12 protein-coding genes and 3 rRNA genes are annotated in these 21,274 nt (G+C 67.6%); 8 read left to right on the plus strand and 7 right to left on the minus strand.

The window, feature by feature from the left end; translation table 11 throughout:
- Positions 1-287: 287 nt before the first annotated feature.
- Entirely contained in the window at positions 288-2,360 is a 2,073-nt protein-coding gene (locus HED23_RS01215) for a sigma-70 family RNA polymerase sigma factor (protein WP_203181599.1), read from the minus strand.
- A gap of 755 nt (positions 2,361-3,115) precedes the next feature.
- A complete protein-coding gene (locus HED23_RS01220; protein ID WP_203181600.1) occupies positions 3,116-3,928 on the minus strand; it encodes a TetR/AcrR family transcriptional regulator in 813 nt (270 codons plus the stop codon).
- 339 nt (positions 3,929-4,267) lie between these two features.
- Between HED23_RS01220 and HED23_RS01225 the strand changes: the two genes are divergently transcribed.
- Positions 4,268-5,701 (plus strand): NAD(P)/FAD-dependent oxidoreductase, encoded by a 1,434-nt coding sequence (locus tag HED23_RS01225; RefSeq protein WP_203181601.1) that lies wholly within the window; start codon positions 4,268-4,270, stop codon positions 5,699-5,701.
- A gap of 319 nt (positions 5,702-6,020) precedes the next feature.
- Positions 6,021-7,682, plus strand: coding sequence for an ATP-binding SpoIIE family protein phosphatase (locus tag HED23_RS01230; RefSeq protein ID WP_203181602.1), 1,662 nt, complete (start codon positions 6,021-6,023; stop codon positions 7,680-7,682).
- Positions 7,683-7,706: 24 nt separating this feature from the next.
- Here HED23_RS01230 and HED23_RS01235 read toward each other — a convergent pair whose 3' ends face one another.
- Positions 7,707-9,005 carry an MFS transporter gene (locus HED23_RS01235; protein WP_203187305.1) on the minus strand — a complete coding sequence of 433 codons (1,299 nt, stop codon included), beginning with the start codon at positions 9,003-9,005 and terminating at the stop codon, positions 7,707-7,709.
- Between the two features lie 141 nt (positions 9,006-9,146).
- Here HED23_RS01235 and HED23_RS01240 point away from each other — a divergent pair, with 141 nt between their 5' ends.
- From HED23_RS01240 to HED23_RS01265, 6 genes are all read left to right on the plus strand, one after another.
- Positions 9,147-9,704 (plus strand): MarR family winged helix-turn-helix transcriptional regulator, encoded by a 558-nt coding sequence (locus HED23_RS01240; protein WP_203181603.1) that lies wholly within the window; start codon positions 9,147-9,149, stop codon positions 9,702-9,704.
- Between the two features lie 671 nt (positions 9,705-10,375).
- Positions 10,376-11,901: ribosomal RNA gene (locus HED23_RS01245) — 16S ribosomal RNA — on the plus strand.
- A gap of 303 nt (positions 11,902-12,204) precedes the next feature.
- A 23S ribosomal RNA gene (locus HED23_RS01250) occupies positions 12,205-15,329 on the plus strand.
- A gap of 79 nt (positions 15,330-15,408) precedes the next feature.
- Positions 15,409-15,525, plus strand: a 5S ribosomal RNA gene (gene rrf / locus HED23_RS01255).
- The 16S, 23S and 5S rRNA genes sit together here, the layout of an rRNA operon.
- Before the next feature lie 296 nt (positions 15,526-15,821).
- On the plus strand, positions 15,822-16,229 hold the full coding sequence (locus tag HED23_RS01260) for a YciI family protein (RefSeq protein ID WP_203181604.1): 408 nt from the start codon (positions 15,822-15,824) through the stop codon (positions 16,227-16,229).
- 8 nt (positions 16,230-16,237) lie between these two features.
- Positions 16,238-17,383: an RNA polymerase sigma factor gene (locus tag HED23_RS01265; RefSeq protein ID WP_203187306.1), complete on the plus strand. Its 1,146-nt coding sequence runs from the start codon at positions 16,238-16,240 to the stop codon at positions 17,381-17,383.
- Positions 17,384-17,409: 26 nt separating this feature from the next.
- Here HED23_RS01265 and HED23_RS01270 read toward each other — a convergent pair whose 3' ends face one another.
- From HED23_RS01270 to HED23_RS01285, 4 genes are read right to left on the minus strand one after another with little or no spacing between them, the layout of a single operon-like run.
- Entirely contained in the window at positions 17,410-18,078 is a 669-nt protein-coding gene (locus tag HED23_RS01270; RefSeq protein ID WP_203181605.1) for a response regulator, read from the minus strand.
- Positions 18,075-19,367, minus strand: coding sequence for a sensor histidine kinase (locus HED23_RS01275; RefSeq protein WP_398089208.1), 1,293 nt, complete (start codon positions 19,365-19,367; stop codon positions 18,075-18,077). The genes HED23_RS01270 and HED23_RS01275 overlap by 4 nt, the downstream gene beginning before the upstream one ends.
- Positions 19,368-19,395: 28 nt before the next feature.
- Positions 19,396-20,184 (minus strand): ABC transporter permease, encoded by a 789-nt coding sequence (locus HED23_RS01280; RefSeq protein WP_203181606.1) that lies wholly within the window; start codon positions 20,182-20,184, stop codon positions 19,396-19,398.
- Positions 20,181-21,107, minus strand: coding sequence for an ATP-binding cassette domain-containing protein (locus HED23_RS01285; protein WP_203181607.1), 927 nt, complete (start codon positions 21,105-21,107; stop codon positions 20,181-20,183). The genes HED23_RS01280 and HED23_RS01285 overlap by 4 nt, the downstream gene beginning before the upstream one ends.
- Positions 21,108-21,274: the final 167 nt, after the last annotated feature.

Raw genomic sequence — 21,274 nt, forward strand, 5'->3', positions numbered from 1 at the left:
CCGACGTGTCCGGGTGCAGGGCTCGCCGCACCAGCGGGCGCGGGATGACCCGTCAGCGGGCGCGGGCCCTCCGTCAGGCGCCGTGGCGGTGGAGCGGCTGCGCGAGGTACTGGATCCTGGTCGGTACGAGGAGGCGAGCGCCCCGGGGCGCGGCCTGACACCGGATGAGGTCCTCGGCCTCCTGGCCGGGACCGCCCAGGAGGCCGGGACGGCTGATGTGCGACCGGCCGTAGTCGCGAGGCCTCGGCGGCGGCTGACGCCGCAGGGATCCGGGACCACCGAGGAGCTCAGCGGCAGCTGATACGCGATTCCGCCCAGTCGGCGAGCGCGACCCCTCCGAGCGGACCCGACGGTTCCACGACGAGCCGGAGCGTCCGCCGGCCCTCGATGCCGACGCTCACGGGTACGGCGGGCTCGCCGCCCCGCACCACGGGTGACTGCCACAGCCGCGCCCCGTCATCGCCGTACACGGAGAAACGCACGGCGCCGAGTCCCATGGTCAGGTCGTCGACCCCGGCCATCGCGTCGTATCGGGTGCACGTCCGGTTGAGCTGGACGGCGACCGACGAGCGGGAGGGCGCGGTCACACCGTGGGCGTACGTCGTGGAGGCGATCGACAGCCCGTGGCGCTGCCAGAACACACCGCTGCTCCGGCCGAGGAGGATCTCGGGACCGCTTTGATCACCGGCGAAGGAGTACGCGAGCTCGTTCACCTGGTAGACCTCCGGCGCGGGGGGTGCCGGCTCCTTCGGGGCGGGTGCTGGCGTGGGCTTCGGCGGGGTGGGCTCGGGGGTGGGCTCCGGAGCCGGTGGCGTAGGTGTCGGCGTGGGACTCGGCGTCGGTGTCGGCTCGGGGGCGGGCGGTGCCTCGGGCGCGGGTGGGACGGGCGGGGCCGGAGGCTGCGCGCTCGGCGCCGGTTCGGGCGGCGTGGGTGCGGGGGCAGGGGTGGCGGGCGCTGCGGCCGGAGGCTTCGCCACCGGCTTCTCCTCCGGCGCCGGCCGGTCGTCACCGACCAGGGCCCACACGAGACCTGCCGCGGCGGCCACGGCCACCGCCGCGGCGATCCCCGCCTTCAGCGGGGCACCGAGTCCTTCCGACGCGGCGGCTCCGCCTGCGGTGCCTCCCCCGGAGGACACGCTTCCCGTTGCCGCCGCAGCAGCTCCGGCTCCGGCGGCCCCCGCCGCGCCACCGGCCACGATGCCTGCCGCCTTGACGGAGTAACCCGCGGCGAACCAGCCGATGACGGCGACCGGGAGCAGGGCCGGAATGCCGGCGTTCACACGGTCCAGCTCACCGGCGGCGATCCGGCACTTGGCGCACTCGTCCAGATGCCTGCGCAGTCCGCGTTCGGCCCGGGTCCGCAGGCCGCCCCGGGCGTGGGCACCGAGCCGGTCGGCGTACTGCGCGCAGTCGCCGCCGGACGTCAGGGACTGGCTGACATGGGCCTGGAGGTAGGCCTGCTTGAGCCCTTCCCGGGCCCGGACGGCCAGGACCGCCGTGGCATTGGCGGTGAGACCGAAGAGCGGGGCGACCTCGCTCGGTGACTCCTCCTCGACGGTGGTGTGCCACAACACGGCCTGCCAGCGCTCCGGCAGGCTGCGGAACGCCTGCATGGCCATCGACCGGTCCGCCTCGTGCATGGCCAGCACATCGGCGCCGAGATCGAGGGTGTCGGCCTCCGACAGTTCGGCGGAGCGAGTGGCCTGCGCGGCGAACACCGCGAAGTCGTCGACCAGATGCTCCCGTTTCGCGCTCCTCGTCCACGCGGCGGCGACATGCCGTACGGCTGTCATGAGGTAGGCCCGGACGGCTTCCTCCGGTCCCTTCCCTCCACGCACCGCCTGCAGCGTCCGGGCGAACACCTCGGCGGTCAGGTCGTCGGCGGTGTGCGCGTCCCGGCAGCAGGTACGGGCATAGCGGCGCACCGCCCCCGAGTGACGCCGGAACAGCTCCTCGTAAGCCTGGTCGTCGCCCGCGCGCATGCCCTGGATCAACTGTGCGTCGGAGGGGCCGAGATCGGCGGACCCCGCGCGCCCCTCACGCTGCAACGGGACCGCGTACGCGACGTCGTTCTCCGTGGGCTCAGGCCGCACCCCGTCAGCGGCGGGCGCAGGCGGCCACGGACCGGGCAGGACGGTGCCGCCCTCGGCGAGACCGTCCGGCTGCGAGTGCCCCGGACCGCCGTCGGCCGAGCCGCTCGGCTGTCCGGCCCCGGAACGGTCCGGCTGGGACAGCCTGCCGGCCGGGCTCGGCACACGAGCCGCTGACGGGCCGTCGGCAGCGGCCTCCGTGCCCGTACCGCCCTTGTCCGCGGCGGCGGTACCGTCGGCCGGCTCTTCCTGCTGCGCGTCACCGCTCATCGCGGAAGCCCCCGTATGCACCCTCGGACCCGAATACGGGGCAAGAGTGCCACAGAGCCCCGCCGCGACGAACCCTGAGCAGAAGCAACCACTCGTCCGGGGTGTCTTCCCGTACAAGAGGGGCGTGCCATCGCCCTGACGGGGCAGGAGCAGCATCCTCCGGCCGCTGGCGGCCATCGTGCGCGGATCGCTCACAGAGGTGAGGCAGGCGCGGCGCCCTGGGAGAAGACGGACTCGTCCCCCAGAGGGCGAGTCAGGCGTGGCACCCGTAAGGAGATCAGCCCTGGCCCAGGGAGATCGGCCCTGGCCCCCGGGCAGGACGGGCCCGCCCTCCTCGGGAGCAAGTGAGGCGCGGCGCGCAGGGGAGGTCAGGGCCTTGCCCGCCGTCCGGAGTAAGTCAGGCGTGGCCCCCGGAGGGAGGACAGACCTGGCCCCCCACGGGACAAGTCAGGTGCGGCCCCGGAGGGAGATCAGCCGCAGCCCCCGGGCATGACGGGCCCGCCCCCGGGCGAAGGGCCTGTCGGCCTCCGAGGGAAGACGGGCCCGCTCCTGTGTCAGCGGGCAGCCCGGATGTCCGGATGGCCGGGCGGAGGTCCGGTCGGTGCGAGCCGTGCCCGTCCCTCCCGCCGGCCGCCTACGCGGTTCCCGCGGGGCGCGAGCTGCGTCGTCGCCCGGTCGGACTGCTGTGCCCGCGCCCCGGTGCTCAGGAAACGAGTGGTCCGGCTGTCCTCGCCGACGCGCAGGCGCCGCAGCACCTACGCAGGACGGGAGCGGAGCCCTTCCAGCAGGATGTCCAGCAGCCGGGCCGAAGCGGCGGCCTGGTGTGCGGGATCCGGCAGAGCCGGCGCCGCCGTGGCGATGACGAGCAGCACATCGGCCACCGTCACGTCGCCCCGGAGCTCTCCCGACTCACGGGCCCGGTCGACCAGCCTGCCCACGACCTCCAGCAGTTCGGCGACCCCCGGGTCGTCGATCAGCCCCTCCGCGCCCGCCAGGTGCTGTCCCGCCGCCCCGGGACCGGGCTGGTCCACACCCTGCCGCTGATGCGGGACGCGCGTCTCACCGTCGGCCGCGCCGGACGCCGCAGGCGAGGCCTGCTCGTCCTGCTCCGAACCCACGCGCAGCACCTGTGGCGGCAGCAGTCGGCCGGCGCCCGATGCCACCGAGGTCCGCAGGAAACGGGAGAGCGCCGACCACGGCTCGTCCTCCTGGCCGAGAGCCGAGCGCGCCTGATCGGTCAGCCGCGCGGTCTCCTCCTCGGCTATCCGCCGCACCAGCACGTCCTTGCTCGGGAAACGCCGGTAGACCGTACCGACCCCCACCCGTGCGCGGCGCGCCACGTCCTCCATCGGCGCGCCGTACCCCAGCTCGCCGAACACCTCGCGCGCGGCGCGCAGGACGTGTTCGAGATTGCGCTGTGCGTCCACGCGGAGCGGAGCCGAGCGGGCAGCACTGCCCGTCGCTCCGGCTGCCGCGACCGTCCCGACCGCTCCCACGGGGCTCAGCCGCCCATGGTCCTCACCAGAAGAGGTGACAACGCTCGGCCCGTGCAAGTCCTGAATGTGCATAACTTCCCCCGGTTATGACGTCTCCCCCCGGAGACTTCCCCGCCGTGTCAGTCGGCGTGTGGACCTTCGTCCGAATCCGACACCCCGACGGGGTACGAACATAGTTGAGCCCAACTCAATTCAGAAGGGGGTTGTTCCGCACGGAGTGCCCCCCGATCGGAGCAAGGACCGGTTGGACCCTGATTCGCCCCCCGCGGGCCCGCCGTCCTGCCGCGCCTGACCTGCACAGCTCCGGAATCAGGAGGGCGTCGCGGGCCGCTGGGTGATCGAAGAGCTCCGGTCACACAATTTGCCGGGCCTGTGGACAAACCCCGGACTCCGTTGCGTCATGGGATGGTGATGGCACCAGATTCCCGGGGGACGGCCCCCGGCACCCGGCCAAGTGTGCGCATTCTCGTCGTCGGCGGAGGCTACGTCGGGATGTACACCGCGCTGCGTCTCCAGCGGAAGCTGCGGCAGAGACTGAAGAGCGGCGAGGCCGAGATCGTGGTGGTCACGCCCGAGCCCTACATGACGTACCAGCCGTTCCTGCCCGAGGCCGCCGCAGGTTCGATCTCACCGCGCCATGTGGTCGTCCCCCTGCGACGGGTCCTGAAGAACTGCACGATCGTCATCGGTGAGGCGGAGCGCGTCGATCACGCCAAGCGCAAGGTGACGGTCACGACGCTCGCCACCGGCGAGGACGGCACCGGGGCCCTCGAGATCCCGTACGACGAGATCGTCCTCGCGCCCGGATCCGTGTCACGCACCCTGCCGGTCCCAGGCCTCGCCGACTTCGGCATCGGCTTCAAGACCGTCGAGGAGGCCATCGGCCTCCGCAACCACGTCATCGAACAGATGGACATCGCCTCCGCGACCCGGGACCCCGCCATTCGCGACGCGGCCCTCACCTTCGTGTTCGTCGGCGGGGGATACGCGGGCGTGGAGGCGCTCGCGGAGCTCGAGGACATGGCCAGGTACACCTCGCGGTACTACCACAACATCAAGCCCACGGACCTGAGATGGATCCTGGTCGAGGCGACCGGGCGCATCCTGCCCGAGGTCGGTGAGGCCATGGGCAAGTACGCCGTCAGGGAGCTGCGCGGCCGCAACATCGACGTACGGCTCGACACCCGTCTGGAAACCTGCGAAGGCCGGGTGGCCGTGCTCAGCGACGGCTCGCGCTTCCCGACCCGCACCCTGGTGTGGACCGCAGGCGTCAAACCCGCGCCGATCCTCGCAGCCACCGACCTGCCCCTCACGGAACGCGGCAGGATCCGCTGCACCGCCACGCTCTCCGTCGACGGTGCCGAGCACGCCTGGGCAGCCGGTGACGCGGCTGCCGTCCCGGATCTCACCTCGTCCGAACCGGGCACGGAGACCGCACCCAACGCCCAGCACGCGGTCCGCCAGGCCAAGGTCCTCGCGGACAACATCGTGGCCACGCTCGCGGGCCGGCCTGCCGAGGACTACCGGCACTCCTACGCCGGATCCGTCGCCTCCCTCGGCCTGCACAAAGGTGTCGCGCACGTCTACGGGCGCAAGCTCAAGGGATATCCGGCCTGGCTGATGCACCGCGTCTATCACCTCAGCCGCGTGCCCACGTTCAACCGGAAGGCGCGCGTCCTTGCCGAGTGGACCCTGGCCGGACTCTTCAAACGAGAGATCGTCTCCCTGGGATCTCTCGAACACCCCCGCGCCGAATTCGCCCTGGCCGCACGCGGACACGCGCACCCGGGACCTCCCGGAGGCACCCCGCCGAAGGACGACGGGCCTCCGGACACGTCCGGCTGACCGCATTCCTCGCGCGCCGGACGCCCCGGGGACGGCCCTGATTCAGCGGATGGACCGACTGCCTTACGGCAACTGTCAGTACGGTCGGTCACACTGGGCGTGTGACCATAGGTGGGCTCGCACCTGCACAGAGTTACCCGGCGGGCAGTCACCTACAGTGACCGTCAGTGCGACCACCAGCATGAAGAGGCCCGGCTGCGCATTCCCGGAAGCCTGGCCCCGGCCCCCTGCCCGGCATGAGCAGGGGGCCGGGCACAGCACCAGCAGAAGAAGCAGCTCGCCCGAGCGGACCAGACCGACATACGAGGCCAGAAATTCCGTGAACTTCACGCGCTGGAGCGCCCGCCTTCCCGGAACGCAGCGTCGAGCCGCCGCGCGCGACGACCAGAGTTCCGTACCCGCCGCCCGCGCCGAATCCGTACGGCCGAAGGCCGTGGCCGTGCCGCCGGACGACACCTCGGAACCCTCCGCACCCGAGCCCGGGCCCTCCCTGGACGCCCTGTCGGCCCGTGAGCTCCTCGGCCGGCTCCCCGCCCCCGTCGCGCTGCTCCACGGCCCCGAGCACCGCGTCACCTATGTCAACGCCGCCTACACGTCCGCCTTCGGCCCACGCCCCTGCGGAGCACCCGCGGCCGAGGCCATGCCCGAGCTCGACGAGCTCAGCCTGCTGCCCCTCATGGACCAGGTCCTGCGCAGCGGCACCCCTCGGACGGTCAAGTCCCGCAAGGTCCGGGCCGGCAGCTCGTACACCGTGACCTGCACCCCCGTGGCCACCGGTGGCCCGGACGGTGAAACGGGCGTCCTCGTCTACGCCACCGATGTGACCGACCACGCCGAGGCGGCGGAGCGGCTACGCGCCAGCGAACGCCGTCACCGCGAAACGGCCGTCACCCTCCAGCGTTCCCTGCTCCCGCAGGACCTCGAACAGCCGGACGACCTGCGCATCGCCGCCACTTATCAGCCGGGCGGCACGGACGCGGCGGTCGGCGGGGACTGGTACGACGTCATCACCCTGGGCGCAGGCAGGACCGCGCTCGTCATCGGCGACGTGATGGGACGCGGCGTGCGGGCCGCCGCCGTCATGGGCCAGCTGCGCACCGCCGTCCGCGCCTACGCCCGCCTCGACCTCCCGCCGCACGAGGTGCTCCAGCTCCTCGACGTCCTCGCCGCCGAGATCGACGCCAGCCAGATCGCCACCTGTGCCTACGCCGTCCACGACCCCAACGAGGGGCACCTCGTCTACGCGTCCGCCGGGCACCTCCCGATCCTCGTGTGCGACGAGGACGGCATGGTCCACCGCGCCGAGGACCCGACCGGGCCGCCGCTCGGCACGGGCGGCTGGGTCCACACCTCGGGGACGATCCCCCTGCCGCCCGGCTCCACCGCCGTGCTCTACACGGACGGCCTGGTCGAACGCCGCAGCGAGGACATCGACGAGGGCGTGGCCTCCCTGGAGCGCGCCCTGTCCGGTGCCAAGGGATCGCCCCAGGTGGTCTGCGACCGGCTGATCCGTTCCCTCGGTGTCACCGCGGAGCACGACGACGACGTGGCGGTCCTCGTGGTCCAGCACCCCGCCCGCACGGGAACGAGCGCGGAGCTCTTCCACAACGCCTCGCTCGAACTGCTGGGCGGCATCGAGGCGGCTCCCAGGGCCCGCGCCTTCGCCACAGGGGTCCTGGCGTCCTGGCGCTTTCCCGTGGAGCTCTGCGACCTGGGGGTGCTGGCGGCGAGCGAGCTCGTGGCGAACTCCCTCCAGCACGGCACCCCGCCCATGCGCCTCGGTCTGCGGCGCACCGATCGCCGTCTGATCATCGAGGTGACGGACGGGGACGACCACCTGCCGCGACGCCGGCGTGCGGACCCCGCCGACGAGGCGGGACGCGGTATCTCCATCGTCGCGACCATCGCCTCGTCCTGGGGCAGCCGACGCACCCCCGGCGGGGGCAAGGCCGTCTGGTGCGAATTCGCGCTTCCCGGCTGACCCGGGGGCCTTCCTCCGCCGGACTCAGCGCACGGCGGTGGGAGCGGTGGCCGGCTCGCTGTCCGGCAGCGACACGGCGACCACCCGGGACGGCACCGCCGCGAGTGAAGGCCTGTCCTGTACGGGGGTCAGCTGACGGCCCAGCCTGAGTGCCAGCACGGTGATGCCCAGCGAGAAGAGCACGAAGGTCACGATGTACGGCCCGTGCAGCGCCGCCCCCATGGGCCCGCCCACGGCAGGACCGACGGCCAGGGCCAGCTGCTTCACCAGGGCGAACGCCGAGTTGTACTGACCGACCATTGCCTCCGGCGCCAGATCGGCGACGAGCGGTGCCACCGTCGGCGACAGCATCGCCTCACCCAGGCCGAACAGGGCGTACGTCGAGATCATCGCGGCCGTCGCCATGGTCTGGCTGCCGTTCCCGAGACCCGCGTACCCGGCCACGATCCAGGCGAAGGCCCAGATCAGACCGACCCATGCGATGACCCGGCTGCGGCTCCGGCGCTCGACGAGACGGAGCACGACGAACTGCGCGGCGACGATGACCGCAGTGTTGGCCGCCAGCGCGATACCCAGGGTCGACGGATCGATCCCGGCGGCCTCGGTGCCGTACGCCGCGAGACCGGACTCGAACTGGCCGTAGCAGGCGAAGAAGATCACGAAGCCCAGCACGCAGAGCTGCACCATGGCCCTGTGGGAGAGCAGCACCCGGAGTCCTGCCTTGGGTGCGGTGCCGTCGGCGAGCGCGGTGTCCGCGAGCGAGGGAGCTCGCGGCATGCGCACCGTGGCGGCGACCACACCGAGGACCACGAACATCGCCGCTTCGACGAGGAACAGCACGGTGAAGCTCGACGGCCGTTCGACGTCCACCAGCTGGCCGCCGACCAGGCCACCGATGCCGAGCCCGAGGTTCTGCAGGAAGAACTGCATGGCGAAGGCGCGGGTGCGGGTCGCGGAGCTCGAGCACCGGACCAGCATGGTCGCCAAGGCCGGCTGCATCACCGCGGTGCCCGCACCCAGGACTGCGGCGGAGAGCACGGCGGACGTCACGCCGTCCGACAGACCCAGGGCACAGGCGCCCACCGCTGCCGTTCCGGAGGCGACGATCAGCACGGGCAAGGGGCCGCGCCGGTCGATGGTCCGGCCTGTGAACGGCAGCACCGCCAGCGCGGCCATGGCGAAGACAGCCAGTACGACACCAGCCGTACCGGCACCGAGATCCCGCACCTGAGCCACGTAGACGTACAGATACGGGACGGTGAATCCGAGGCCGAACGCGCTCAGCGCGCTCCCCAGCTGGATCCGCCGCAGCGCTGCACCCATCTCCCTGGTCACACTCACCTACCTCTAGACGTGAAGAACATTCAAGAACACAGACCCATAGACTTTAGCACTAAAGTTAGAAGCTGAACTCTTCACCCTGAAGGACTTCGACGGCCATGTAGAGCGTGCGATACTCCGGCCATGTCTGACACCACCGAGCAGCCCGAGCTCCAGGAGCCGAGCCTCGACGAGCAGATCGCGGCCTACCAGCGCGAGTTCCGGGACCTCGACCCGCAGGTCGAGCAGGTCGTCTCGGCACTTGGCCGGCTGAACCGCCGGATGAACGTCGCCTACGGCAGACAGGTCGCCGCCCTCGGCATCAGCAACGCCGAGTGGGAGGTCCTCAAGACCCTGGTCCTGTCCGGCACGCCGTACCGGCTCGGCCCGGGTGAGCTCGCCAAGCGACTGGGGCTCACTCCAGCGGCGATGACCCACCGCATCGACCGCATGGCGGGCGAAGGCCTGGTCACCAGGGACCGGGACGAGAACAACCGGGTGCGCGTCATCGTGGAACTGACCGACGAGGGCCGTACGAAATGGCTCGAGGCGATGCGCATGGCCACCACCTTCGAGGAGGACCTGCTCCAGGACCTCTCCGGCGAGGAGCGCGGGGCGTTGGGCGAGATCCTGATCAGGCTCCTGCGCCGCGTGGAACACGAACAGCCGGACGCCGGCGGCCGGCTCACGGACCTGGACTGAAGGTCAGGAGCGGGGGGCAGGGGAGGGGTTGACACGCCTCCCTCGGATCCGTAAGGTTCTTCGAGTTGTCACGGAGCCGATACGGTTCAGCGGCAGCCGATCCCGCCGCGAATGCGGCAACCAAACTCAGCACGGCCTCCCACCGGGGAGAATTTCGGCATGCCGGAATTCAATTCGCAGACTCGATTATGAGTCGCCGGGAGAATCCGCTAGAGTTTGAGCGTCGGAACGGCCCAAGGGCCGGGAAGGCAACTCCCGCTGACTGGGAATCAGGCCCGAAAGGATCTGATAGAGTCGGACTCGCCGGAAAGGGAAACGCGAAAGCGAAGAACTGGAAAGCGAAACAAGCAGTAACCCGCTTCGACCGGGAATCAGACACGAAAGAGTCTGATAGAGTCGGAAACGCAAGAACGAAGGGAAGCGCCCGGAGGGCCCCGGTGAAACGGGACCGAAGGAAGCGTCCGTTCCTTGAGAACTCAACAGCGTGCCAAAAGTCAACGCCAGATATGTTGATACCCCGGCCTGCTTCATGCAGGTTGGTGGTTCCTTTGAAAAGTCCTACCGGTCCTTCGGGTCGGGTAGGCAACAACAGCGAGGACGCTGTGAATAACCGGTCATATTCCGACCTGGTTGTTCCGCTCTCGTGTTGTGATCCCGATTACGGGAAAACATTCACGGAGAGTTTGATCCTGGCTCAGGACGAACGCTGGCGGCGTGCTTAACACATGCAAGTCGAACGATGAAGCCCTTCGGGGTGGATTAGTGGCGAACGGGTGAGTAACACGTGGGCAATCTGCCCTTCACTCTGGGACAAGCCCTGGAAACGGGGTCTAATACCGGATAACACTCTGTCCCTCATGGGACGGGGTTAAAAGCTCCGGCGGTGAAGGATGAGCCCGCGGCCTATCAGCTTGTTGGTGGGGTAATGGCCTACCAAGGCGACGACGGGTAGCCGGCCTGAGAGGGCGACCGGCCACACTGGGACTGAGACACGGCCCAGACTCCTACGGGAGGCAGCAGTGGGGAATATTGCACAATGGGCGAAAGCCTGATGCAGCGACGCCGCGTGAGGGATGACGGCCTTCGGGTTGTAAACCTCTTTCAGCAGGGAAGAAGCGAAAGTGACGGTACCTGCAGAAGAAGCGCCGGCTAACTACGTGCCAGCAGCCGCGGTAATACGTAGGGCGCAAGCGTTGTCCGGAATTATTGGGCGTAAAGAGCTCGTAGGCGGCTTGTCACGTCGGATGTGAAAGCTCGGGGCTTAACCCCGAGTCTGCATTCGATACGGGCTAGCTAGAGTGTGGTAGGGGAGATCGGAATTCCTGGTGTAGCGGTGAAATGCGCAGATATCAGGAGGAACACCGGTGGCGAAGGCGGATCTCTGGGCCATTACTGACGCTGAGGAGCGAAAGCGTGGGGAGCGAACAGGATTAGATACCCTGGTAGTCCACGCCGTAAACGTTGGGAACTAGGTGTTGGCGACATTCCACGTCGTCGGTGCCGCAGCTAACGCATTAAGTTCCCCGCCTGGGGAGTACGGCCGCAAGGCTAAAACTCAAAGGAATTGACGGGGGCCCGCACAAGCAGCGGAGCATGTGGCTTAATTCGACGCAACGCGAAGAACCTTACCAAGGCTTGACATATACCGGAAAGCATCAGAGATGGTGCCCCCCTTGTGGTCGGTATACAGGTGGTGCATGGCTGTCGTCAGCTCGTGTCGTGAGATGTTGGGTTAAGTCCCGCAACGAGCGCAACCCTTGTTCTGTGTTGCCAGCATGCCCTTCGGGGTGATGGGGACTCACAGGAGACTGCCGGGGTCAACTCGGAGGAAGGTGGGGACGACGTCAAGTCATCATGCCCCTTATGTCTTGGGCTGCACACGTGCTACAATGGCCGGTACAATGAGCTGCGATGCCGCGAGGCGGAGCGAATCTCAAAAAGCCGGTCTCAGTTCGGATTGGGGTCTGCAACTCGACCCCATGAAGTCGGAGTTGCTAGTAATCGCAGATCAGCATTGCTGCGGTGAATACGTTCCCGGGCCTTGTACACACCGCCCGTCACGTCACGAAAGTCGGTAACACCCGAAGCCGGTGGCCCAACCCCTTGTGGGAGGGAGCTGTCGAAGGTGGGACTGGCGATTGGGACGAAGTCGTAACAAGGTAGCCGTACCGGAAGGTGCGGCTGGATCACCTCCTTTCTAAGGAGCACTTCTTACCAGGTTCGCTTGGTCAGAGGCCAGTACACCGGCGAATGTTCGGTGCTGGTTGCTCATGGGTGGAACGTTGACTATTCGGCACGACAGGTTGGTCATTGCTAGTACTGCTTCGGCGTGGAACGTGGTGAGTGATCGGTCGGGTCGGGCACGCTGTTGGGTATCTGAAGGTACGGGCTCGTTGAGTCTGTTCCTTTGGTTGCCGGCCCCAGTGCACTCACCTGTAAGGGTGGGGTGATGGGTGGCTGGTCGTTGTTTGAGAACTGCACAGTGGACGCGAGCATCTGTGGCCAAGTTTTTAAGGGCGCACGGTGGATGCCTTGGCACCAGGAACCGATGAAGGACGTGGGAGGCCACGATAGTCCCCGGGGAGCTGTCAACCAAGCTTTGATCCGGGGGTTTCCGAATGGGGAAACCCGGCAGTCGTCATGGGCTGTCACCCGCTGCTGAACACATAGGCAGTGTGGAGGGAACGAGGGGAAGTGAAACATCTCAGTACCCTCAGGAAGAGAAAACAACCGTGATTCCGGGAGTAGTGGCGAGCGAAACTGGATGAGGCCAAACCGTATGCGTGTGATACCCGGCAGGGGTTGCGTATACGGGGTTGTGGGAGTTCTCTTGATCAATCTGCCGATTGGTCGGCAAGTCAGAAACCGTTGGTGTAGGCGAAGGACATGCGAAAGGTCCGGCGTAGAGGGTAAGACCCCCGTAGCTGAAACATCAACGGCTTGCTTGAGAACCACCCAAGTAGCACGGGGCCCGAGAAATCCCGTGTGAATCTGGCGGGACCACCCGCTAAGCCTAAATATTCCCTGGTGACCGATAGCGGATAGTACCGTGAGGGAATGGTGAAAAGTACCGCGGGAGCGGAGTGAAATAGTACCTGAAACCGTGTGCCTACAAGCCGTGGGAGCGTCGCTGTATGTGCTTGCACATGCAGTCGTGACTGCGTGCCTTTTGAAGAATGAGCCTGCGAGTTAGCGGTGTGTAGCGAGGTTAACCCGTGTGGGGAAGCCGTAGCGAAAGCGAGTCCGAATAGGGCGATTGAGTTGCACGCTCTAGACCCGAAGCGGAGTGATCTAGCCATGGGCAGGTTGAAGCGGAGGTAAGACTTCGTGGAGGACCGAACCCACCAGGGTTGAAAACCTGGGGGATGACCTGTGGTTAGGGGTGAAAGGCCAATCAAACTCCGTGATAGCTGGTTCTCCCCGAAATGCATTTAGGTGCAGCGTCGTGTGTTTCTTGCCGGAGGTAGAGCACTGGATAGGCGATGGGCCCTACCGGGTTACTGACCTTAGCCAAACTCCGAATGCCGGTAAGTGAGAGCGCGGCAGTGAGACTGTGGGGGATAAGCTCCATGGTCGAGAGGGAAACAGCCCAGAGCATCGACTAAGGCCCCTAAGCGTACGCTAAGTGGGAAAGGATGTGGAGTCGCAGAGACAACCAGGAGGTTGGCTTAGAAGCAGCCACCCTTGAAAGAGTGCGTAATAGCTCACTGGTCAAGTGATTCCGCGCCGACAATGTAGCGGGGCTCAAGCGTACCGCCGAAGTCGTGTCATTCATACACATATCCCCAACGGGAGTATGGATGGGTAGGGGAGCGTCGTGTGCCGGGTGAAGCAGCCGCGGAAGCGAGTTGTGGACGGTTCACGAGTGAGAATGCAGGCATGAGTAGCGATACACACGTGAGAAACGTGTGCGCCGATTGACTAAGGGTTCCTGGGTCAAGCTGATCTGCCCAGGGTAAGTCGGGACCTAAGGCGAGGCCGACAGGCGTAGTCGATGGACAACCGGTTGATATTCCGGTACCCGCTTTGAAACGCCCAATACTGAATCAGGCGATGCTAAGTCCGTGAAGCCGGCCCGATCTCTTCGGAGTTGAGGGTAGTGGTGGAGCCGACGAACCAGACTTGTACTAGGTAAGCGATGGGGTGACGCAGGAAGGTAGTCCAGCCCGGGCGGTGGTTGTCCCGGGGTAAGGGTGTAGGCCGTGTGGTAGGCAAATCCGTCACACGTTAAGGCTGAGACCTGATGCCGAGCCGATTGTGGTGAAGTGGATGATCCTATGCTGTCGAGAAAAGCCTCTAGCGAGTTTCATGGCGGCCCGTACCCTAAACCGACTCAGGTAGTCAGGTAGAGAATACCGAGGCGTTCGGGTGAACTATGGTTAAGGAACTCGGCAAAATGCCCCCGTAACTTCGGGAGAAGGGGGGCCATCACTGGTGATCCGATTTACTCGGTGAGCTGGGGGTGGCCGCAGAGACCAGCGAGAAGCGACTGTTTACTAAAAACACAGGTCCGTGCGAAGCCGTAAGGCGATGTATACGGACTGACGCCTGCCCGGTGCTGGAACGTTAAGGGGACCGGTTAGTGCACTTTCGGGTGTGCGAAGCTGAGAACTTAAGCGCCAGTAAACGGCGGTGGTAACTATAACCATCCTAAGGTAGCGAAATTCCTTGTCGGGTAAGTTCCGACCTGCACGAATGGCGTAACGACTTCTCGACTGTCTCAACCATAGGCCCGGTGAAATTGCACTACGAGTAAAGATGCTCGTTTCGCGCAGCAGGACGGAAAGACCCCGGGACCTTTACTATAGTTTGATATTGGTGTTCGGTTCGGCTTGTGTAGGATAGGTGGGAGACTTTGAAGCGGCCACGCCAGTGGTTGTGGAGTCGTCGTTGAAATACCACTCTGGTCGTGCTGGATGTCTAACCTGGGTCCGTGATCCGGATCAGGGACAGTGTCTGATGGGTAGTTTAACTGGGGCGGTTGCCTCCTAAAGAGTAACGGAGGCGCCCAAAGGTTCCCTCAGCCTGGTTGGCAATCAGGTGTTGAGTGTAAGTGCACAAGGGAGCTTGACTGTGAGACCGACGGGTCGAGCAGGGACGAAAGTCGGGACTAGTGATCCGGCAGTGGCTTGTGGAAGCGCTGTCGCTCAACGGATAAAAGGTACCCCGGGGATAACAGGCTGATCTTCCCCAAGAGTCCATATCGACGGGATGGTTTGGCACCTCGATGTCGGCTCGTCGCATCCTGGGGCTGGAGTCGGTCCCAAGGGTTGGGCTGTTCGCCCATTAAAGCGGTACGCGAGCTGGGTTTAGAACGTCGTGAGACAGTTCGGTCCCTATCCGCTGTGCGCGTAGGAATATTGAGAAGGGCTGTCCCTAGTACGAGAGGACCGGGACGGACGAACCTCTGGTGTGCCAGTTGTCCTGCCAAGGGCATGGCTGGTTGGCTACGTTCGGAAAGGATAACCGCTGAAAGCATCTAAGCGGGAAGCCTGCTTCGAGATGAGTATTCCCACCACCTTGAGTGGTTAAGGCTCCCAGTAGACGACTGGGTTGATAGGCCAGATGTGGAAGCCCGGTAACGGGTGGAGCTGACTGGTACTAATAGGCCGAGGGCTTGTCCTCAGTTGCTCGCGTCCACTGTGTTAGTTCTGAAATAACGAACGGCCGTGTTTTTCTCCGGTGTTGGTTAATTTCATAGTGTTTCGGTGGTCATTGCGTTAGGGAAACGCCCGGTTACATTCCGAACCCGGAAGCTAAGCCTTTCAGCGCCGATGGTACTGCAGGGGGGACCCTGTGGGAGAGTAGGACGCCGCCGAACAATTATTCCGGGAAAGCCCCGTGCCCTTGTGGCACGGGGCTTTTCTGCGTTTGCGGCCGAACAGGGTGCGAGCCGGGCCGGCCGGGAGGTATGACGGCCGGTCCCACCTGTGTGCCGAATGGCTGAGCGGCCGTGCCGCTGTGGGGTGGATGCGCCGGGGTGGCTGCCGTGGGAACAGCAGCCCGGAAAAGCAGTGTTGAAAATCCGGTACGGCGATGTCGAGAACCCGTGCCTGGCTTCGTCCCCGTAGTGAACGCGACCACAATGGGGTCGCATCAGCACAGAGGAGAAGCATCATGGCCAAGTACCTGCTGCTCAAGCACTACCGTGGCGCGCCGGCTGCGGTCAACGACGTGCCGATGGACCGGTGGACGCCGGAGGAGATCTCGGCGCACATGCGGTACATGAACGACTTCGCCGCCCGGCTGGAGGGGTCAGGCGAGTTCGTCAGCGGCCAGGCGCTCGCCCAGGAGGGAGCGTGGGTCCGCTACGACGGTGAGGGGCGCCCGCCGGTCACCGACGGGCCGTTCGCCGAGACCAAGGACCTCATCGCCGGCTGGATGATCATCGACGTCGACAGCTACGAGCGTGCCGTCGAACTGGCCGGGGAGCTGTCGGCCGCCCCGGGGGCGGGCGGCGAGCCCATTCACGAGTGGCTGGAGTTGCGTCCGTTCCTGACCGAGCCGCCCACCATCACCGAGTGACGTCACCGATGGACGAGGCCCTGCTCAGGAGCCTCTCGCCGAGCGTGCTCACAGTCCTCGTCCGCCGCGGAGCCGGTTTCGCGGCGGCCGAGGACGCCGTGCAGGACGCTCTGGTCGAGGCGGTGCGTGTGTGGCCGGCTGGTGTGCCGCGGGACCCGAAGGGCTGGCTGGTCACGGTGGCCTGGCGCCGGTTCCTCGACGCGACCCGGGCGGACGCGGCCCGCCGCCGGCGGGAGGACCGCGTCGAGGAGGAGCCGGTGCCCGGGCCGGCGTCCGGGGTGGACGACACGCTCCAGCTCTATTTCCTGTGCGCCCACCCGTCGCTGACCCCGGCATCGGCGGTCGCGCTCACGCTGCGCGCCGTCGGAGGGCTGACCACCCGCCAGATCGCCGAGGCTTACCTGGTGCCGGAAGCGACCATGGCGCAGCGAATCAGCCGGGCCAAGCGCACTGTCTCCGGTGTGCGGTTCGACCGGGCCGGCGACGTGTCCACCGTGCTGCGTGTCCTCTACCTGGTCTTCAACGAGGGCTACTCCGGAAACGTCGACCTGGCTGCCGAGGCGATCCGGCTCACCCGGCAGCTCGCGGGCGTGATCGACCACCCGGAGGTGGCGGGGCTGCTCGCTCTGATGCTGCTCCACCACGCCCGGCGGGCCGCCCGTACCGCGCCGGACGGCAGCCTGGTGCCGCTTGCGGAGCAGGACAGGAGCCTGTGGGACACCGAGTTGATCACCGACGGCGTCGAGATCCTGCAGGCGGCACTCGCCCGTGACCGGCTGGGCGAGTTCCAGGCGCAGGCCGCCGTCGCGGCACTGCACGCTGACGCGCGCGCAGCCGAGGAGACCGACTGGGTGCAGGTCGTCGAGTGGTACGACGAGCTGGCGCGCCTGACCGGCAGCCCGGTGGTCCGGCTCAATCGCGCGGTGGCCGTCGGCGAGGCCGACGGACCACGTGCCGGTCTCGCGGCGCTCTCGGAGCTGGACGATTCACTGCCCCGCCACACCGCGGTGGCGGCGTACCTCCACGAGCGCGACGGTGACCTGGCGAAGGCGGCACGGCTGTACTCCGAGGCGGCCCGCAAGGCGACCGATCTCGCCGAACGTGACCACCTGACGCGCCAGGCCGCCCGGCTCAACGCCGGCCGTCAGGGGTGACCGTGCTCGGGCCGGGACGGGCGTGGTCACCGCGGGTTCACCAGACGGGTGTCGTACGCCAGGATGACGGCCTGGATGCGGTCCCGGGAGCCCGTCTTGGCGAGGATGCGGGACACGTGCGTCTTCACCGTCGATTCGGCGAGGTGGAGGCGGGTGGCGATCTCGGTGTTCGTCCAGCCTTGTCCGATGACCGTGAGGATCTCCCTCTCCCGCTCCGTCAGTGAGGCGGTGCGAGGGTCTCCCGTGAGTGGTCCTGCGCCGGGGGCGGCCGGCAGGTGGTGCGCGTAGGCGTCCAGGAGGCGGCGGGTGAGGCTCGGGGCGACGACCGCGTCGCCGCTCGCGACGGCCCGTATGCCTGACAGGAGCTCTTCCGGCAGTGCGTCCTTGACCAGGAAGCCGCTGGCCCCCGCGCGCAGCCCGTCGTAGGCGTACTCGTCGAGGTCGAACGTCGTCACGATGAGGACCCGGGTGCGGGCGCCCGAACTGATGATGCGGCGCGTCGCCTCGATGCCGTCCAGTCCCGGCATCCGGATGTCCATCAGAGCGACGTCCGGGTGATGGCGGGCGACCATGCCCACGGCCTCCGTGCCGTTGGCTGCTTCACCGACGACGGTCATGTCGTCCTGGCTCTCCAGCAGCATGCGGAAGCCGAAGCGCTGCATGGCCTGGTCGTCGGCGATGAGTACCGTCGTCACGGGGAAGTGTCCTCCAGGGGAAGGCGGAGCCGGGTGTGCCAGCCGCCTGCGGGGAGACGGCCCGATTCGAGTGTGCCGTTGTAGAGCTGGGCGCGTTCGCGCATTCCGCTGATGCCCCGTCCGTGGTCGGGGCTCTCGTTCCGCGGGGGCTGCGGGGCACCACCTGAGTCCGTGGTCCGTACCTCCAGTCCGGTGGGGGTGTAGGTGAGGGTGACCTCGGCCGTTGCCCCGGGCCCCGCGTGCTTGAGGGTGTTGGTGAGGGATTCCTGGACCACGCGGTACACGGCGAGCTGGCGGCCGGGTGAGGCGGGGACGGGAGGGGGGTCGCCGTGGACGGTCAGCCGGACGGCCAGCCCCGCCTCCTGTACGCCGGTCAGCAGGGCGTCCAGGTCCGTGAGTGAGGGCTGGGGCGCGAGTTCGGCGGCCGGGACCGGTTCGCGCAGGACGCCGAGTACGCGCCGTAGTTCCCCCAGGGCCTGGCGGCTGGTGGTGCCGATGGCTTCGAGGGCCTGGGCGGCGCGTTCCGGGCTCTTGGCCGCGGCGTACGCCCCGCCGTCGGCCAGGCCGGTGATGACGGACAGGTTGTGGCCGATGATGTCGTGCATCTCCCGGGCGATACGGGCGCGTTCGCCTGCTGCGGCGAGCAGTGCCTGCTGGTCACGTTCGCGTTCGAGCCGGTGGGCGCGTTCGACCAGCGCCTCGGTGTACTCCCGGCGTGTGCGGACCGCGATCGCGAGCATGGTGACGAAGGCGATTCCCCAGAGGTAGGAGACGAGTTGTCTGCCCGAGGCGCCGGGAATCAGGATCGCGCCGGCGGCGGCGGGCAGGCACATCAGCAGACCTGACCACGCCAGGGCCCTGAGGGGCAGCCGCAGGGCGATCGTGTAGAGGGGGATCAGTTGGAGGAGGGCGGCCTGGACGACGGCGCCCGCCCAGATGTTGACCAGGGAGACGGGCACCATCAGGACGAGTACGGTCACCGGACGGCGCCGGCGCCACAGCAGGGGTACGGAGAAGCACAGGCTCATCAGCAGGACCAGGGGCTCCGGCGCTTCCACGTTGCGGGCGACCGTGCGCCAGCCGCCGGTGCTGTAGTCGAGCACCGCCACGACGACCCAGAAGCCGGTGACCGTGATGTCCCACAGCATCGGCCGACGGCCGTCGAGGACCCGGAGCCGTTGCAGGAGGTTCTGGATGTACAGGGTCAGCGGTGCGTTGCCGGCGGTCAGGTGCCCGGGCGGTGGGCCGTCGTCGTCGCTCACACTGTCCGTCCTCGGTCCGTCCGTCATCGCTTCCGCCCCCTTCCCGTGCCGTCCGTCACGCGTCCCTGCGGCGCAGGAGCACCGCGCCCGCGCCCAGCGACGCGCCCGCCCACAGGCAAAGGGCCAGCAGAGCGGGTCCGGTGGCCGCGGCGTCCGGGAGCGGTGTGGCCGAGCCGAGCACCCCGGCGGCCTGGGTCGGGAAGTACTTCAGGGCGCTGTCCACGGCATCGTACGGAAGCATGCCGAGCACCTCGGGCAGGATCAGGACGCCGCCGATGTACGCACCGATGCTGCCGGGCACGGAGCGCAGGGTGGCGCCGAGGCCGAGGGCGATCAGGCTGAGCAGGGTGATGCCGGCCGCGTTGCCCGCGATCGCTCCGAGGATCCCGGGTTCGGTGAGTCCGGCGGCCTGGTCGGTTCCGTCCAGGAGCAGTTGGGCGGCTAGGAAGGTGATCAGCGCGGTGGCGGACATCGAGACGAACGCGACGACGGTGAACACCGTGGCCTTGGCCCACAGGACGGGGAGCCGTCGGGGTACGACGGTGAGGGAGGACCGGATCATTCCGGTGGAGTACTCGCCGGCCGTGACGAGGATGCCGAGGACCGTGACGCACAGCTGGCCGAGCAGGGTGCCGTAGAGGACGAGGACGACGGTGTCGACGTCGGAGTCGCCGCCGTCCGAGGTGTAGGTCGCGCCCATGAGGAGTCCGACGCCGAGGATCACGGCGGCCGCGGACAGGAGGGTGACCCAGGTCGAGCGCAGGGACCAGAGTTTGTGCCACTCGGAGCGCAGGACGCGGCGAGGGGTGACGCGGTAGGGGGAGGGCGCGGTTGCGGTGGTCATGCGAGGGCTCCGGTCAGGGGTGCGGTGGTCCGGTACTCGACGGATTCCTGGGTGAGGTCCATGAAGGCCTGTTCCAGGGAGACGGTCTGCGGGGTGAGTTCGTGGAGCGGGACGGAGTGGGCGGCGGCGGTGCGGCCGATGTGGGCGGCGTCGGTGCCGTGCACGGTCAGTTCGCCGGTGCTGCCGGTGGTGATCCGTACGCCGGGGCCGGTCAGCAGGGTGCGCAGGACCTCGGCCTGTGGGGTGACGACCTTCACCGAGGCGCCGCCCGCGGTACGGATCAGGCCGCCGACGGTGGTGTCGGCGAGGAGCCGGCCGCGGCCGATGATGACGAGGTGGTCGGCGGTGAGCGCCATTTCGCTCATGAGGTGGGAGGAGACGAGGACGGTACGGCCCTCTGCCGCGAGGGACTTGAGAAGGGTGCGGATCCAGAGGACGCCTTCGGGGTCCAGTCCGTTGACCGGTTCGTCGAGGATGAGGGTCGCCGGGTCGCCGAGCAGCGCGGCGGCGATGCCGAGGCGCTGTCCCATGCCGAGCGAGAAGCCTTTGATCCTCTTGTGGGCGGCTCCGGTGAGGCCGGCCAGGTCCAGGACGTGTTCGACGCGGCTGCGGGGGATGCCGTGGGTGTGGGCGAGTGCCATGAGGTGGTTGAAGGCTGTGCGCCCCGGATGGACCGAGCGTGCTTCCAGGAGGGCCCCGACCTCGGTGAGCGGTGCGGGATGGGTGGTGTAGGAGCGGCCGCCGATGGTGGACCGGCCGTCGGTGGGGGCGTCGAGGCCGAGCAGCATCCGCATCGTCGTGGACTTGCCGGCTCCGTTGGGGCCGAGGAAACCGGTGACGGTGCCGGGCCGGACGGTGAAGTCGAGGCCCTGGACGACGGTTGCGTCCCCGTACCGTTTGGTGAGTTCGTATGCCCTGATCATGTCGTCGACGCTACGGAGCGGGCGTGGGGCGGTCGTCCGACCGAGGGTTGTACCTGCGGGCTGCCGTAGTACCGGGGTACGACGGGGGCGTGGGCCCCGCGGCGGGTTCTCTCCGGGGGTTCGCTCGCGGGCCTCGGCTCTGTCCCTGAGGGCTGACCGGAGGCCTT

Origin of the sequence: Streptomyces pratensis (assembly GCF_016804005.1) — a bacterium.
GTDB classification, from domain to species: domain Bacteria; phylum Actinomycetota; class Actinomycetes; order Streptomycetales; family Streptomycetaceae; genus Streptomyces; species Streptomyces pratensis_A.